Source organism: Methylopila sp. Yamaguchi (genome assembly GCF_002897035.1).
In the GTDB taxonomy this organism is placed as follows: domain Bacteria; phylum Pseudomonadota; class Alphaproteobacteria; order Rhizobiales; family Methylopilaceae; genus Methylopila.
Genome location: NZ_BAUX01000002.1, coordinates 174,634 through 190,540, shown reverse-complemented (window position 1 = coordinate 190,540; position 15,907 = coordinate 174,634). Strand labels below are relative to the sequence as shown.

At 65.3% G+C, this 15,907-nt stretch carries 11 protein-coding genes; 3 read left to right on the top strand and 8 right to left on the bottom strand.

Annotation, left to right across the window (positions count from 1 at the left end):
• Positions 1-11: 11 nt before the first annotated feature.
• The 4 genes from METY_RS03045 to METY_RS03030 all read right to left on the bottom strand — a co-directional run bounded on the left by METY_RS03045 (position 12) and on the right by METY_RS03030 (position 3,905).
• Positions 12-791: an ATP-binding cassette domain-containing protein gene (locus METY_RS03045; protein ID WP_103119921.1), complete on the bottom strand. Its 780-nt coding sequence runs from the start codon at positions 789-791 to the stop codon at positions 12-14.
• Positions 788-1,645, bottom strand: coding sequence for an ABC transporter permease (locus tag METY_RS03040; protein WP_103119920.1), 858 nt, complete (start codon positions 1,643-1,645; stop codon positions 788-790). Before METY_RS03040 ends, METY_RS03045 begins: the two co-directional genes overlap by 4 nt.
• Complete coding sequence (locus METY_RS03035) at positions 1,642-2,748, bottom strand: polysaccharide pyruvyl transferase family protein (RefSeq protein WP_103119919.1); 1,107 nt, start codon at positions 2,746-2,748, stop codon at positions 1,642-1,644. The genes METY_RS03040 and METY_RS03035 overlap by 4 nt, the downstream gene beginning before the upstream one ends.
• A 176-nt stretch (positions 2,749-2,924) precedes the next feature.
• Positions 2,925-3,905: a polysaccharide pyruvyl transferase family protein gene (locus METY_RS03030; protein WP_103119918.1), complete on the bottom strand. Its 981-nt coding sequence runs from the start codon at positions 3,903-3,905 to the stop codon at positions 2,925-2,927.
• Positions 3,906-4,260: 355 nt separating this feature from the next.
• Here METY_RS03030 and METY_RS03025 point away from each other — a divergent pair, with 355 nt between their 5' ends.
• Positions 4,261-5,595: a glycosyltransferase family 4 protein gene (locus METY_RS03025; RefSeq protein WP_244593501.1), complete on the top strand. Its 1,335-nt coding sequence runs from the start codon at positions 4,261-4,263 to the stop codon at positions 5,593-5,595.
• Positions 5,596-5,676: 81 nt separating this feature from the next.
• Here the strand turns inward: METY_RS03025 and METY_RS03020 are convergent, their stop codons facing one another.
• The 3 genes from METY_RS03020 to METY_RS03010 form a co-directional block, all read right to left on the bottom strand.
• Positions 5,677-7,095 carry a glycosyltransferase family 4 protein gene (locus METY_RS03020; protein ID WP_103119917.1) on the bottom strand — a complete coding sequence of 473 codons (1,419 nt, stop codon included), beginning with the start codon at positions 7,093-7,095 and terminating at the stop codon, positions 5,677-5,679.
• Between the two features lie 230 nt (positions 7,096-7,325).
• The gene (locus METY_RS03015; protein WP_244593500.1) at positions 7,326-8,789 is read right to left on the bottom strand and encodes a mannose-1-phosphate guanylyltransferase/mannose-6-phosphate isomerase; all 1,464 of its coding nucleotides are present in this window, start codon (positions 8,787-8,789) and stop codon (positions 7,326-7,328) included.
• 235 nt (positions 8,790-9,024) lie between these two features.
• Positions 9,025-10,524, bottom strand: a complete 1,500-nt coding sequence (locus METY_RS03010) for a phosphomannomutase/phosphoglucomutase (RefSeq protein ID WP_103120129.1) — start codon at positions 10,522-10,524, stop codon at positions 9,025-9,027.
• Between the two features lie 402 nt (positions 10,525-10,926).
• Here METY_RS03010 and METY_RS03005 point away from each other — a divergent pair, with 402 nt between their 5' ends.
• On the top strand, positions 10,927-12,324 hold the full coding sequence (locus tag METY_RS03005) for an ethanolamine ammonia-lyase subunit EutB (RefSeq protein WP_103119916.1): 1,398 nt from the start codon (positions 10,927-10,929) through the stop codon (positions 12,322-12,324).
• Between the two features lie 26 nt (positions 12,325-12,350).
• Positions 12,351-13,127, top strand: coding sequence for an ethanolamine ammonia-lyase subunit EutC (eutC, locus tag METY_RS03000; RefSeq protein ID WP_103119915.1), 777 nt, complete (start codon positions 12,351-12,353; stop codon positions 13,125-13,127).
• 123 nt (positions 13,128-13,250) lie between these two features.
• Here the strand turns inward: eutC and METY_RS02995 are convergent, their stop codons facing one another.
• A complete protein-coding gene (locus METY_RS02995; protein WP_244593499.1) occupies positions 13,251-15,746 on the bottom strand; it encodes a TonB-dependent receptor in 2,496 nt (831 codons plus the stop codon).
• Between the last annotated feature and the right edge of the window lie 161 nt (positions 15,747-15,907).

The window sequence follows — 15,907 nt, the reverse complement described above, 5'->3', positions numbered from 1 at the left end:
GACCTCCGCCATCACTCGCCGAGCGGGTCGGAGAGATCTTGTCCGCCGGTCGCCCCGCGGAACGCCAAGATCGCTTCCCCCTTACTGCCGAACTTCTGCAATTTACGATCGATGATCACATAGCACTCGTCGCACATCTCACGAATGGTCTGCGCTGTCCGGGTGACCACGATGAGGCTGCGGTCGCCCCTCATCTCGAGCAGCTTTTCCTGGACCAGATCGCGAAACGGCTTGTTGCCCAACGCAACCCGCTCATCAACAACGTAACAATCAAAAGAAAGCGCCAAGCACAGACTGATCGTCGCCCGGGTGTTCAATTCATCCGGCAAAAGGTCGAGCGCGGTGTCCAGATCTTGCCTTTTGATCTTACCGAGGTCGGTCACTGCGTCAAGCATATCAGGCGGCCAGGCGTTGTAGATCGCCGACACGAACCGCACGTTCTGGCGGATGCTGAAGCGTTTGGTGAAAATCGTGCGCGACGCCAGCGGCCAGGACACCGACATTCCGCAGTCGATCCGCCCTTCGGTCGGCGACTGGTTGCCGTTCAGCAAGTTGACCAGCGTCGTCTTGCCCGAGCTCGCGCCCCCGAGAACGCCGATCGACACGCCACGGGGGAACTCAGCGTCCGCGCGGTCGAACACCAGCGTCTGCTTCCGCCCGGCGCCGAGGACCTTCGTCACGCCCCGCAGGCGGATCGTATCCCGCTCGCCGCCGCCAATCTCGGCGAAGCCCGCGGGGTCCTCCTGTAACGTCGCGGCCGCGCCGCCTTTTTTTAGCAAGCGCGCGATCATAGGCCGTCCAGCGCGAAGGGATCTTCGTTCTCGGTGGCCCGTCTACGGTCACGTTCGTAGAAGGGACGACAAAGCCGCTCGCACATCAAGCCGATGGCGAGCGTCGAGGTTATCCAGACGCCGAGGTAGAGGCTGCTCGCCACCGGCGATTCATAGGCCACGAAATAGCCGCTGCGAATGAACTCGCACAGGTGGAACAGCGGGTTCTCGATGATGATCCAGCGGAACATATACGGCACTTCGGGCCAGATGAAGTGCACGCCGCTCGTGAACATCAGTACCCGCATTAAGACGTGCTGGATCGTGCGGAAGAACGGCGCGAAGGTGTTGATCGCTCCGAAGATCATTCCCACGCCGAAGCCAAGGAGCGACGAAACGAGCAGCACCGCGATCACGAGGAACGGCTGCTCCATCCAGTCGGAAATGCCGATGAAGTAGAACGCCGTGAAGGCTCCCAAGGCGAGGCCCACGTAGAACAACGTGTTCACGATGGAGCGCGCGATCAGCACGTCCAGCTGCGTGACGCGCGGCATGAACTCGTAGCGCGCCTTCGCGGAGGCGAAGGTCGACGATTGCGACAGCGTCGTCTTGAAGGTCCAGAAGATGAACACGCCGCAGGTAAGGAACGGCACCATCGGCATGCCGTGGTGCGTCCGGGAGCCGGTGAAGTAGCGCAGGGCGGCGAGGCCTGCGACCACGATGGCGAGGCCGCCGACTTCCTCGACCACGCCGAAGGTCTTCCGCGCGAACCGCGCCGAAGCCTCGGTGCCGACCAGCGCGATCACCGTGCGGACCTGGTTCCGCGCCGCGGCGACAAACCAGCTTTCCGAGCGGTCGTTCGCCCAGATCGTCATTTCGCCGCTCCAACGGGCGCTCGCGGCGGTGAAGCGGTCGTCTTCGCGGCCGCCGCCTTCGCCGCCGCCTTGTCGGCGCGGCGCAGTTCCGTCACGTCATGCTGCAGCGTCAAGCCGGTGAGTACGGGGTGCTCCCAAATGGTCTCGCCTGCGCGGGCCGCGATCGGCGCCACGTCGACCGGCAGGGCCTCGAGCAGGGCGTCTCCGTCAAGAAGGTCGACCGGCGTCCAATTGGCGTCGACCGCGCGCATCAGCGCGTCCCAGTCCGTTCGCGCGGCGCGGCTCTGCCCGTAAGCCCGGCGCGTCTTGAGACCAAGACCCGTGTACAGGTCGACGATCCGCAGGTCCGTGGCGCCGTCGGGATCGAGATCGAGGTCGAGCGGCCCCGCGCCGTTGGGCGAGAAGTAGAGACATGGAATGCCGTAGCTCTCGGCGATCACCATGCCGTGCAGGCTGGTCGAGACGATCCGCTCGCAGGCGAGAATCTCGTCGATCTTGTCCTGAAGCGACCTGATCGAGATCGGCGTCACCGTGGTGATCAGGCGAACGTCGTCCGCGAGCTCCGGTTCGACCACGCATCGAACGATGTGGTCGCGGGGATGCGCCTCATAGGTCCGGTCGGCGAGCTCGGAGAGATGCAGGATGACCCCGATCTTCCACTTTTTCTCGATTTTCGGGGCGTAGAATCGCGGGAGCAGCCAGACGGGATCGCCATAGACGCCCGTGCCTCGGCCGCCGCCGTTGAGCAGACGCTCCGAGACGGGCCCGCGGGTCGCCGAGACCTTGAACACGGAATCGGCCGAGGGCGTAAACGGCACATGTTCCGCAGCCGGAGCCGAAGGATTGGCCCAGTTCGAACTGCCGGTGCCCCAGAACCAGGTCTCGCCGCCGGAAAATCCGTGGCCGATGGTCCCGACCGCAGCCATGCGGAGCGTGGTGGACTTGAAGGGCACGCGACGGACGGGCAGCCCGCAGCCGAGGGCGACCATGACCGGGCTCAGCGCGTCGCCGAAATTCAGATAATCCATCTGCATGGTGGAGCCGGCCCACCCGAGAGGGACGACGCCGTTGCTTCGCGCGTAGTCGGCCAGACTTCCCCGCATGACGTCTCCTACTGTCCCCCGGACGCCTGGCCAAACGAGCGCGCCGCTTGGCAGGCGCCAGCAGCGCGCCCGGATTGCGGTGTCGCTTACGGAGCATCACCTCGTTAAGTGACCATTTTATGGTCACGCGCTGCGGTGCAGCAAGAGCTTTCGACGTGGCGATGCAGGTTGTGGCGTCAAAACGGGATCTTGGCGATCGTCGCAGCCGGCGCGCTCCACACGCGCGAGTCCGGCGAGACCGCGAGCGGCAGCGGAAACGCCTCAATCAGCGGCCGGTCGTCGTAGGAGAGCGGCCGCCAGCTTTCGTCGACCCAGCGCATGACGGCGTCCCAATCCGTCATGCGCGCGCGGTCGAGCAAGAAGGCCGAAAGACGGTCCCGCCCCGCGCCGGTGTAGAAGTCGCGCATGCGGTGGTCGATGTGCGCCTGGGGGTCGTTGAGATCCAGCAAGGCGCCGTAGCTGTCGCCATAGGTCCCAAACCAGGCGCAGGGGATGCCGTAGGTTTCGGAAATGACGAGCCCATGCAGGCTGGTCGACACCACGCGCCGGCACGACACGATCTCGGCGATCTTCGCGCGCATCGCCTCGGGCGTGGCCGGGCAATAGGTGTTGATCAGGCGAATGCGATCCTGGAGATGCGGCGGGATGTAGTAGCGCTTGAGGATCGCCTTGGCGGTCGCCTCCGGATCGGCGCTCTCGAGTTCGGAGATGTGCAGGATGACGCCGAGATCGTGCGTCTTCTCCACGTCCGTCATCGGCCAAATCCGCGGGAGAACCCACACGGGGTCGCCGTAGATGTCGGGAACGGAGATCCCCTGGCTGCGGAACGTCGCGGCGCTCCGGGGTCCGCGCAGGGCGTAGACGTTGAACTCGGTGTCCGGAGGCCGGATGTAGCCGCGATGGGCCGGATCGACTGGATTGCGCTCCGCGTCGACCCCGGTTCCCCAGAAATGCAGCACCCCGTTGCGCTGGTTGTGGCCGATGGTGCCAACCGCGACCATCCGCTCTGCGGGCTGGTCGAACCCGGCGCGCCTCACGGGCAGTCCGGCCATGACCGCGACCACAAAGGCGCTCAGGGCGTCGCCCACATTGGCGTGCGGATGCTCCCGCGTCGTCGCCACCCATGAGAGGGGCACCGAGAGGACGCCGGGGTTCATGCGCACCAGAGTGGCCGCGGGGGATGATGAGGGCTGCGGCCGATCCTCAGGAGAGGACTTGGAAAGCGGCGAACTGACGGTCTCGGGGAGCATGGAGCCTTGAGGTGAATGCGGGGGCTTCTTATCGGCCCGGTAGCGAGGAACGGAGGATTGAATCGTCCAAAGCAAGCGGCGACCCTATGGCGCCGAACCCGCACTGGGAAGTCTACCCGTTGCAGTAGCGCCTTTTGTCCCCCGTGACACGCTTTCGCTTGCCTACGTCGGGCGGCGTGGTTCAGATCGTGCGCGTTCGTCGGCGGGTCGCAAAATGTCGCTCCGTCGCGGACCTTTGGGTGCGGAGAAGAGGTGTTCTCGTATGGCGAACCGCCGATCGATCATGCTCGACGGCTACAATCTGGCCCTGGAAAAAGGGACCGGAGTGGCGACCTACGCCCGAAATCTGAGCTTCGAATGCAAGGAGCTCGGCTACAACACTGAAATTCTCTACGGCTCCCGGGCCTCCCCGAGCGCGGACAAGCTCATGCGGGAGATCGCGTTCTTCGACCCTCACGCCGGCAAGCCGCACCCCATTTTGCAGGCGGTCCGATGGTTACGGGAGTCGGCGGTCGCGCCTCTCGGGCTTCAGGCGCACAAGGTTCCGATCACCGGCAAGGTCGTCACGCGCAACTTCGAATCCCGCATGCCCTACTTCGACCAGATCTGGAACGTTCCGGACCTGTTCCACAAGTCCTACCGAAATTTCCGCACGTACAAGACGATGCTCCGCGTCAGCTCGATCACGAAGCCGGACATCATGCACTGGACCTATCCTCTCCCGATCCGCATTCCGGGGGTGAAGAACATCTACACGCTGCACGACCTCGTGCCGCTCAAGCTGCCGTACACGACGCTCGACAACAAGAAGTTCTACATGCGCATGATCCGGCGCGTGCTGAAGAATGCGGATCATATATGCACCGTCTCGGAGTGCTCGAAGCGCGACATCGTCGATCTGTTTGATTATCCCGAAGACAAGATCACCAACACCTACCAATCCGTCGACATTCCGAAGAAGTACCTCGACAAGCCCGAGGACGTGGTGAAGCGCGAGGTCGAGGGCGCGTTTGGCTTGGAGTACAAGGGGTACTTCCTCTACTTCGGCGCGGTCGAGCCGAAGAAGAACATTGGACGCCTGATCGAGTCCTATCTCGCGAGCGACGTGAAGGAGCCGCTGGTGGTTCTGGGCAAACCCGCATGGAAGTCGGAGGAGGAGCTCCGCTTCCTGTCGGAGTCCACGAACCGCTACCTCGAGCAGATCGAAAACTTCACCTTCCAGCGGGACCGCGTGCGCCGTTTCGACTACGCCCCGTTCCCGCTCCTGGTCAGCCTGATCCGCGGCGCGAAGGCGGTCGTCTTCCCCTCGCTCTACGAGGGCTTCGGGCTGCCGGTGCTGGAAAGCATGCTGTGCGGCACGCCGGTCATCAGCTCCGATCAGTCCTCGATCCCCGAGATCGCCGGCGACGCCGCCCTATTGGTCGACCCCTACGACACCCGCGCGATCGCCGAAGCGATCCGGACGGTCAGCACGAACGGCGAACTGCGGGCGGAGCTTTCCGCGAAGGGCAGGGCGCAGGCGGCCCTGTACTCGCGCGAGCGCTACCGCAGCGCCCTCCAGGGCATGTACGACAAGGTGGCGGGCGCGCCGGGCTGACCGCTCGGACGGCTCGCCAAGCACGCGCTCGGTCCGCCCCGCGAAAAGCGGCGGCGCGAACCGAGCGCCCATTTCTACGCCTCAGGCGGCGTCTTCGCTCGCGATCAGGTCCGCGATGTTCTTTCGCATGCGCGCGGCAACGGCGCTGCCGGGGACCGGCGACGGCGTGCGGTACTTGCCCGGGCGGATCGCGGTGGCGGAGCGCTGGGAGGTGCTGTGCACGAGCTCGATCAGATGGTCGAGCGCCGCGAAATGCTTCTCCCAGGTCGGCGGCTTGAACCGCGCCAGCCGCTCGATCTGAGCCGCCCGGCGCTTTGAGTCCGGCTTGGCGTAATCGACGATCGACCGCATCCATTCGGCGCCATCGATCGGGCTGATGTAGTCCGGCGCGTCCTGCGCGATCTCGCGAAACACCGAAAGGTCGGAACAGAGGGCTGGGGCGCCCATGGTGAGGGCTTCCGCGAGCGGCAGGCCGTAGCCCTCGGCGAAGGACGGCATGAGCACCGCCCGGGCGTTCGCCATGAGGTGGCGGAGAAGCTGGTCGGGCAGCCTGTTGCACTCGATGACATGCGGCGAAAGCGCGTCGCAGCGCTCCATGATGTCGATGACGTTCTCGTTCTCCCACCCGCGCCGGCCGATCACGATCAGCTTCGGAACGACCGGAGACGTCTCCGCGAGATGGCGCCAAAGGTGCAAGATGGTCAGGTGGTTCTTGCGCGGCTCGATCGTGCCGATCATCACGAAGTAAGGCGTGTCGATCGGCGGGAGGTCCACCGGCTCGTGGAACTTCTGCTCGACGCCGAGCGGGCTCACCACGGTCGGCGCGAGATTGAGCCCGTGCAGCGTCGCGAACTCGGACAGCATCTGGCTGGTGTGCTCCGAATTCGTCAGGGTCGCGACGGCCGAGTTTAGCACCGTACGCATCCGCGCTTCGTGCTTCTCGCGGTCGCCGGGCCGGGCGTATTCCGGATGCGAGATCGGAATGAGGTCGTGGACCAGATAGATCGGGAGGAGGTTGCGAACCTCGACCAGCCGGCTGACGTCGCGCCGCGCGATCAGCCCTTCGTGCGATACGTTGAGATAGACCGCGCCCTTATTGAAGCGGCGGCAGGCGCGGTCGGGCCATAGGCTGAGCGGGGACAGCAGCACCGGCAGAGACGGCGCAAGCGCCGGGATCGAGCTGCGACGGACGGGCTGCTCCATGCCGGCGGCGAGCGCGTTCGGCAGGATCTCGAGGAAGTTCTCCAGCCTGCTGATCTCGCTGCGCGAGGCCAGCTCGTTGCTCATCTCCCAGCGAGTCGTCAGCGTCTCGATGAAGCTGTGGCAGGCATCCGGATTGAGCCGCCAGGGCCGCGAGCGCAGACGGCCGATGAAGTGCGCCTCGTCAGGGTAGTGCTCGCGCAGGTGCCGCGCATAGGCCAACTCGACGCGGTCGATTCCCGTCGGCGTGAACGCCGACGACCGCCGCAACAGCCGCGTGATATCGAAGATGATGTTCAAGCTTCAACCCGTTATTACACAGACAGCGATGTATTTAAAAAGGTCGTCAATCAGCGATTGAAATTGGGAGATTGACGCGCCAGCCTAAACGACCGTCGCGTGCATGGCAAAGCTCGTCGATACTCCGCCCGGAACGTCTGTTCCGTCAAGCCCGGACGGCCGCCTTTGGGCGGCCGAGAATCCTCGAAGTCGACCTGTCGCCCGGGTCGGAGCGGGCAGGCGCCGAAGGATCAGACCTGCGTGTCGGTCGCGTCCTTCACCCGCGCGTACATGTCCTCGTAGCGCACGATGTCGTCCTCGCCGAGATAGGACCCGGATTGAACCTCGATCAGGTTCAGCGGGACCTTGCCGGGATTCTCGAGCCGGTGGACGCAGCCGAGCGGCAGGAAGACGGACTCGTTCTCGCGCAGGAGAACCTGCTCGCCGTCGCGCGTCACCAGGGCGGTGCCGTTCACCACCACCCAGTGCTCGGCGCGGTGGAAGTGCTTCTGGAGCGAAAGCTTCGCCCCCGGCTTCACGGTGATGCGCTTCACCTGGAAGCGGTCGCCGGTGTGGATCGACTGGAAGAAGCCCCACGGGCGATGGTTCCGCAGGGTCTCGGTGGCGGAAGCGTGGCCCGCGGCGCGCACCTGGTTGACCAGCGTCTTTACGTCCTGGTCGCGGCCCTTGGTCGTGACCATCACGACGTCGGGCGTCGCCACGATCACGAGGTCCTCCACGCCGAGCGCCGCCACCAGCTGGCCCTCGCCGCGGATGTAGCAGCCCTTCGCGTCCTCGATGACGGTTTCGCCGGCGACGACGTTGCCGCTGCGGTCCTTGGCGCCGATGTCCCACAGCGACGACCAGCTTCCGGCGTCGGTCCAGGCGAAGTCGGCGGGGACCACGATGGCGCGGTCGGTCTTCTCCATGACGGCGTAGTCGATCGAGATCGACGGGGCTTCGCGGAAGGCCTCCTCGCCCAGGCGGACGAAATCGAGGTCGCGTCCGGCGCTGTCGAGCGAACGCTTCGCCGCCGCAAGCACGCCGGGGTCCAACTTCTGGAACTCGTCGATCAGCGCCTGCGCGGGCAGCAGGAAGATGCCGCTGTTCCAGAGGTACGTCCCCGCCGCGACATAGCCCTCAGCGGTCGCCCGGTCGGGCTTCTCGACGAAGCGCTTGACGGAGTAGCTGCCGGGGGCGGTGGGGTGGGCGTCCCCCTGTTCAATGTAGCCGAAGCCGGTCGCCGGCTCGGTCGGCTTTAGACCGAACAGAACCAGCCGGCCCTCGTGCGCGGCGACAAGGCCGCGCTCGACTGCGGCGCGGAAGGCCGCAGGATCGCGCACGACATGGTCGGCGGGCATCAGCAGAAGGATGGCGTTGGGATCGCTCGCGACCGCGACCAGGGCGGCGACCGCGGCGGCCGGCGCCGTGTTGCGGCCGAACGGCTCGAGGACGATCGTGGTGTCCTCGAGGCCCAGGGCCCGCATCTGCTCGGCGATGATGAAGCGATGCTCGTGGTTGGCCACGACCATCGGCTTCGTGAAGAGCTTCGGATCGCTGACGCGGCTCGCCGTGTCCTGGAGCATCGTGCGGTCGCCGGCGAGCGCGAGAAGCTGCTTCGGATAGGCTTCGCGCGACAGCGGCCACAGTCGCGTGCCCGTGCCTCCGGACAGAATCACTGGCGTGACCTTGGACGGCCCGGCGGTGCGTCTCACGTCCCCACTCATCGTCTTGGACTCCCCCGCTGACTTTATATTGCCGAAAGAATGGTCGGCCATGAAGCGTCGCCTGACGGCCAAATATGTGCGCTGCAACAAAACGACTTTGCAGGTGCAAAATAGCGCGATCTGAGGCGGCTTTGTCAATTGCCCAGTTTCAGATCACAACCTTTCGTTGCGGTGGCGCCCGCCGGCGCGGGGGATAGCCGGCGGAAAATTGAAGGCGTTTTCTTCAGATAGTCTGGTTGTACGCGCCCACCTCGGAGCGGCGCCGGAGAATGCCGTCGACCGCCTTGAACATCTCATGAAGCCGGGCTTCCGACACCGGGCTTTCCACCACCACGACAAGTTCGGGCTTGTTCGACGAGGCGCGGACGAGGCCCCAGGTGCCGTCCTCGGCGGTGATGCGGACGCCGTTCACGGTGACGAGATCAACGATCTTCTGGCCGCCGACTGGCTCGCCTTCGGCCTTCATCCGCTCGAAGGTCGCCGTCGTTTCCGCTACGACGTCGTACTTCACGTCGTCGGCGCAGTGCGGGGACATGGTGGGCGAGCCCCAGGTCTTGGGCAGCGCGCGCTTGAGGTCCGCCATCGACTTGTCGGGGTTGCGGTCCAGCATGTCGCAGATCGCGAGCGCCGAGATTAGCCCGTCGTCATAGCCGTAGCCGATCGGCTTGTTGAAGAAGTAATGGCCGGACTTCTCGAAGCCGACGAGCGCGTTCAGCTCGTTCACGCGGCGCTTGATGTAGGAGTGGCCGGTCTTCCAGTAGTCGGTCTTCGCGCCCTGGGCGGTCAGGACCGGATCGGTCATGAACAGGCCGGTCGACTTCACGTCGACGACGAACTGGGCGTTGGGGTGGATGGCCGAGAGGTCGCGCGCGAGCATGACGCCGACCTTGTCGGCGAAGATTTCGTCGCCCTCGTTGTCCACGACGCCGCAGCGGTCGCCGTCGCCGTCGAAGCCGAGACCGACGTCCGCGCCGTGCTCCAGCACCGCGTCGCGGATCGCATGCAGCATCTGCATGTCTTCCGGGTTGGGGTTGTACTTCGGGAAGGTGTGGTCGAGCTCTGCGTCGAGCGGGATCACCTCGCAGCCGAGCCTCTCCAGCGCCTGGGGCGCGAAAGCGCCGGCCGTGCCGTTGCCGCAGGCCGCGACCACCTTGAGCTTGCGGGTGATCTTCGGGCGATCCAGCAGCTTGGCGAGGTAGCGCTCTGGGAAGTTCTCTTCGAAGACGTACGCGCCGCCGCCCGGCAGCTTGAACGCCGCGGCGAGCACGATCTCCTTCAGCCGCGTCATCTCTTCCGGGCCGAAGGTCATCGGGCGCTGCACGCCCATCTTCACGCCTGTCCAGCCATTATCGTTGTGCGACGCGGTCACCATCGCGACGCACGGACAGTCCAGCTCGAACTGGGCGAAGTAAGCCATCGGCGACAGCGCGAGCCCGATGTCGCGCACTTTGATCCCCGCGGCCATGAGCCCGTTCGCAAGCGCGATCTTGATCGAGGCGGAGTAGCTGCGGAAGTCGTGGCCGACCACGATCTCCGGCGGGACGCCGAGTTCGTGGATCAGCGTGCCGAGCCCCATTCCGAGCGCCTGCACGCCCATGAGGTTGATCTCGTCGGGAAACAGCCAGCGCGCGTCGTATTCCCGGAAGCCGGTCGCCTTCACCATCGGCGACGATTCAAACTCATAGGTGTTGGGCTTGAGGTAAGGCTTGGGCGTCGGGAACATGCGCGCGAAGATCTCCGTGGTCGGCAAAACCGGTCCAAAAGGAGCCGTTCCAGCCATGATGCGGCGCAATGGAGCACGAAGGATCGGACACGGCAATCGGTAGCGACGCGGCGCCTGAGAAACGGGGCGCGGAATGCGGCGTCACCTCGACGCACGCGCTGAGATCGGACTTGCGGCGCGGCGGATGATGCGCCGCGCGGAGGGATGAGGCGCCGACAACGTTTGCCGGGGGCTGCAGCAATCTCGCTCGCCTGCTGCCGCGGAAAGCGTCAGGCCCCGCACGGACGAGACGCCGACGGGGCCCTTTCGCTGTGGCCGTCGCGGCGTAAAAGAAATGGTCCGTTTCTCGCTTGCGGAGGGATCGCCGCAGCGCGACGGGCGCGATGTGGAAGGGAGAGCGGGATGATCCTGCGGTGTGATCTCGGCGGACAACGCTATGCGTTCCCCGATCTGAAGCGGCTGATGGCGGCGGCCTCGCCGCGGCGGTCCGGCGACGAACTCGCGGGGCTGGCCGCGGACACGGACGCCGAGCGCGTCGCGGCGCGGATCGTTCTCGCCGACCTGCCGCTGGACACCTTTCTCCGAGAAGCCCTCGTGCCTTACGAAGACGACGAGGTGACGCGCCTCATCGTCGACGGCCACGACGCGGAAGCCTTCGCGGCCGTGTCCCATCTCACGGTCGGCGGCTTCCGCGACTGGCTACTGTCCCACGAGGCGGACTCCGACGCGCTTTCGAAGCTCGCGCCCGGCCTGACGCCCGAGATGGTCGCCGCGGTCTCCAAGCTCATGCGCAATCAGGATCTCATCGCGGTCGCGCGGAAGTGCAGGGTCGTTACAGCCTTCCGCACCACCTTGGGCCTTCCGGGGCGGCTCGGCACCCGGCTGCAGCCGAACCACCCGACCGACGACCTCCGGGGCGTCGCGGTCTCCGTGCTCGACGGCCTGCTCTATGGCGTCGGGGACGCCGTGATCGGCATCAACCCGGCTACCGACAACGTGCCGAACGCGATCGCGCTGATGGAGATGCTCGACGGACTTCGCCAGCAGTACGACATCCCTGCGCAAACCTGCGTGCTCACCCACGTCACCAACGCCATCGAGATCATGAACCGCCAGGCGCCGGTGGACCTCGTGTTCCAGTCGGTCGCGGGTTCGGAGGCCGCGAACCGCGGCTTCGGCGTTGATCTCGCCGTCCTCAAGGAGGCTCATGACGCCGCGCTGGCGCTGAAGCGGGGCACCGTCGGCCAGAACGTGATGTATTTCGAGACGGGGCAGGGCGCGGCGCTCTCCGCCGACGCCCACCATGGCGTCGACCAGCAGACCATGGAGACCCGCGCCTACGCCGTCGCGCGCGCTTATCAACCGATGATCGTGAACACCGTCGTCGGCTTCATCGGGCCGGAGTACCTCTACGACGGCAAGCAGATCATCCGCGCCGGGCTCGAGGACCATTTCTGCGGCAAGCTGCTCGGCCTGCCGATGGGCTGCGACGTCTGCTACACTAACCACGCCGAGGCCGACCAGGACGACATGGACGGCCTGATGACTCTGCTGACGACGGCGGGCTGCACCTTCCTCATCTGCGTGCCGGGCGCCGACGACGTGATGCTGAACTACCAGAGCCTGTCGTTCCACGACGTGCTCTATCTCCGCTCGACCCTGGGCGTGAAGGCCGCGCCCGAGTTCGAGGCCTGGCTGGACCGTATGGGGATGGTGGCGCCCGACGGCCGCATCCGCGAGCTCGAGCTCAAGGACCCGCGGATCTCGCACATGCTCGCGCAGGCCCAGTTGGTCGCGTGATCGAAGGTCCGAAGGATAACCCGCCCATGGACGACGTCGTTCGCCCCGCCGACCCCTGGAGCGCGCTCCGCGCCTCGACCAACGCCCGCATCGGCCTCGGGCGCAGCGGCGACGCCATGCCGCTCAAGGCGGTGCTGGAGTTCCAGGCGGCGCACGCCACGGCGCGGGACGCGGTCCACACGCCCCTCGACCTCGACGCCGTGGAAGCTGCGCTGCACCCGCTCACGACGCTGCGCATAAAGAGCTCCGCGCCCGACAGGCCGACCTATCTCCGTCGCCCCGACCTTGGCCGCCGGCTCGACGACGAACCAAGCCCCGGCCTCGAGGCGGCGGACAAGGGGCCGGACGTCGTCTTCGTCGTCGCGGACGGCCTTTCGGCCACCGCGGTGCAGATGCATGCGGCGCCCTTGGTGCACGCCTGCGTCGAGCGGCTTCAAGGCCTTAAGATCGCCCCGGTGGTGCTGGCGAGCCAGGCCCGCGTGGCTTTGGGCGACGACGTCGGAGAGCGCCTCGGGGCGACGCTGGTCGCGGTGCTGATCGGCGAGCGGCCGGGCCTATCGGTGGCGGAGAGCCTCGGCGTCTATCTCACCTACGAGCCCCGCCGCGGTCGCCGCGACAGCGAGCGCAACTGCATCTCGAACATCCATGGCAAGGGCGGCCTGTCCTATGCCCTCGCCGCCGACAAGCTCGTGTGGCTGATCCGCGAGGCGACCCGGCTCAAGCTCACCGGGGTGAAGCTCAAGGACGATGTCGACGCCCTCGCGCCGCCGGCGGGCGCGGGCGAGGCGCTTCCCGGAACCTGAGAGTTCGGCTTCGTCGCGCCGGCCCAGTTCGCCTGCGTGGTTGATTGAATGGAAAAGGCCCGCGACGTCGCCGTCGCGGGCCTTTTCGTTATGTCGGCTCCAGGGAAGGGCCGGAAGCTAAGCTCAGTACTTGGTGACGAGCACCGGGTCGGCCTTGGCGCCGAACTTCATGTTCAGGCCGACGTAGACCTGCAACGGACGCGCCGGCGTGATCGAGCGCGGGTCTTCCAGACCGAGGAAGCCGATGTCGTCAGTTTCGAAGAACGTCGCGTTGTTTGAGTACTTTTTGTTAAAGAGGTTCTTCACGCCGCCGAACAGCCGGAGTTGCTCGGTCACCTGATAGGAGGTGTTGACGTTGAAGATCGCGTAACCCGGGAGCTTCTTGTTCTGGTTGGATTCGTCGCCCAGATAGTACTGGCCGCTCATGATCTGGGCGTCGCCTCCTACCGTCCAGGCCGGCGTGACGCGGTAGGCGGCGCCAAACTTGAACTGGTGATCGGGGATGCCCGTCAAGCGATCGCCCTTGCGGACGTGGATCGTCCCGGCGTTGTCATCGTCGTCGGCCGCCGCGGCGATATCGTCGTCATCATCCTCGCCGTAGCCTTCGGACGCCGGATTGTTGGGCGATGCGAGACGGATCGATTTGCGGAACGTGGCGTCGATGTAGGAGTAGTTGGCGTAGACTGCCCACTTCTCAGCCATGTACTGCGCCGAGAGTTCGAGACCCTGGCGCCGTGTGTCGCCAGCGTTCAGGAAGTAGCCGCGGCCCGTGATCTCGCTCGGGACGTTCAGAATGTCGTTCGAGTTGTTCGCACGGTAGATGCTTGCGCTCCAGTTGAGTGCGCCGCCTAGGAAACTGTCGAAGCTGCCTCGGAAGCCGAGTTCACCCGTGCGGGTCACGACCTGCTCGAGCGGAGGATCGGAGACCAGCGTGGATTCAAGCGGGCAGGGGATGTCGGGGTTTGAACAGCCAAGTTCGAGCGCCGTCGGGGCGCGGTTCGACTCCGAATAGGAGACGAAGCCGGTGACGTTCGGAGCAATCTTGTAGGTCAGGCCCGCCATCGGATTGAAGCGGTCGAAGCTATGCTTGCCGTCGAGGTTCGGACCCGCGGGCAGGCCATCCTCGTTCAAGGGCACGATCGTGCCCTTGTCGTTCAAGATCAGCCGGGCGTAGTTCCAGCGCGCGCCTATCGTTGCCGACAGTTTGTCGGTCACGTCGAGCGTGTTGGTGGCGTATAGGCCCAGATAGTGGTTCTTCGCCTCGAGATCGACCGGAATGATGCCGCCGGGGATCAGAGTGTAGTATTTCTGTCCAGTCCCGATACACTGCAGATCTTCGGGAATGATGCAGAGCTCGCTTTCGCCGCGGAAGTCGGTCTTGCCGAAGTCGTAAGCAGCGCCGATGACGAAGTGGTTTTTGCGGCCGAAGAGCTCGCTCTCGTTGGTCGCCTGCAGTGTGCCGCCCGCAGACGTGGTGCGGATGTGCGAGCGCTCGATCGAGCCGGGCGTCGTGCCAGGTCCGTACTCTCCATCCTGAGGATAGAAGGTGTTGGCGATCGGACGGCCAGTGACTGGATCACGGACCAGCAACCGATCGTCGCCTTCCTCCGCGCCGAAGTCATCCGCTTCGAGGCAGAGTAGGGTAGGGTCGTCGGGGCAGGGGCGAACGTCAGTGTCGTTGCCGTCGACGCGGTCGGAGCGGTAGCGCCGGTAGTAGGCGTTCGCCTGAAGCGACCACGTGTCGGTCACCTCGAACTTGCCTTGCAAGTTCAGCATGCCCATTTCGTTTTCGTTGATCTGGTCGCCGGTGTAGACGTTGCGGCGGCGCTGCTCCAGCAGTTCGAACGGCGTCGGGCCCACCACGCCAAGCTTCGAGTCCGCATAGGTGAAGTTGAGGTGGATTTCGGAGGTGTCGGTCTTGTAGCCGACGTCGCCGAAGACGCGCTTCAGATGTGAAGCCGAAAAGTCGCGCCAGCCGTCATCACGCGCGCCTTCAATGGCGAGGTAGCCCGCCCAATTTCCAATCTGCGTGCCCCACTGCGCGGAACCCTCGCGGCGACCGAACGATCCGATCTGCGACTCGATTTCAACGCCTTGGAAGGTGAAGCCGCTTTTCGTCTGGAAGCTCAGCGCGCCGCCGAGCGCGTTCAGGCCGAAAAGCGGGTTGTTGGTCCAGACGTCGAGGCGGTCGATGGCGACGGTCGGGATGAACTCAAAGTTCACCGTGTCGCCGAAGGCCTCGTTGACGCGGACGCCGTTCTGGTAGACCGCCAGCCCCTGCGGGGCGCCGTTCTGCTGCGACGCCTGGAAGCCGCGGAAGAAGACGTCCTTATTGAAGGGGTTGCCGGTGACGTCCGAGATGTTCACGCTCGGCGCGTTCTGGAAGAGCCCTTCCTGCACAGTCGCGGAGCCGGACGTCCGGAGTTGGTCCCCGCCCACGCTGATGACGTTCGCCGGCACCTTGTCGCGATCGAGGCCGTCGCCGCCGAGCGGGGTCGTGCCGATCACGTCGATCTCGGGCAGGGCGATCGCATCCTGCGCAATCGCGGGCGCGCAGGCGGTCGCCAAGGCGGCGACGGAGGCGCCCACCAGCGCCGCTCTTCTTATTGTGGATTTCATGGAGGTGTCCCGTCCCCAGCGTCTGCGGCCGAACATGGCCGAACTGCGGCATTTTTAGGCCGACGAATCTCGGCGGGACAAGTGCAACGGGCTAGAGTCGGGAACTATTCGAAGACATGATGTTGGAAAACAACATTATAATAAGCCTCATATAATAATTC

Coding starts and splice junctions, on each gene's coding strand:
- METY_RS03005 (WP_103119916.1), top strand. CDS start 10,927: ATGATCCTGCGGTGTGATCTCGGCGGACAACGCTATGCGTTCCCCGAT.
- METY_RS03010 (WP_103120129.1), bottom strand. CDS start 10,524: ATGTTCCCGACGCCCAAGCCTTACCTCAAGCCCAACACCTATGAGTTT.
- eutC (WP_103119915.1), top strand. CDS start 12,351: ATGGACGACGTCGTTCGCCCCGCCGACCCCTGGAGCGCGCTCCGCGCC.
- METY_RS03045 (WP_103119921.1), bottom strand. CDS start 791: ATGATCGCGCGCTTGCTAAAAAAAGGCGGCGCGGCCGCGACGTTACAG.
- METY_RS02995 (WP_244593499.1), bottom strand. CDS start 15,746: ATGAAATCCACAATAAGAAGAGCGGCGCTGGTGGGCGCCTCCGTCGCC.
- METY_RS03035 (WP_103119919.1), bottom strand. CDS start 2,748: ATGCGGGGAAGTCTGGCCGACTACGCGCGAAGCAACGGCGTCGTCCCT.
- METY_RS03040 (WP_103119920.1), bottom strand. CDS start 1,645: ATGACGATCTGGGCGAACGACCGCTCGGAAAGCTGGTTTGTCGCCGCG.
- METY_RS03030 (WP_103119918.1), bottom strand. CDS start 3,905: ATGAACCCCGGCGTCCTCTCGGTGCCCCTCTCATGGGTGGCGACGACG.
- METY_RS03025 (WP_244593501.1), top strand. CDS start 4,261: ATGGCGAACCGCCGATCGATCATGCTCGACGGCTACAATCTGGCCCTG.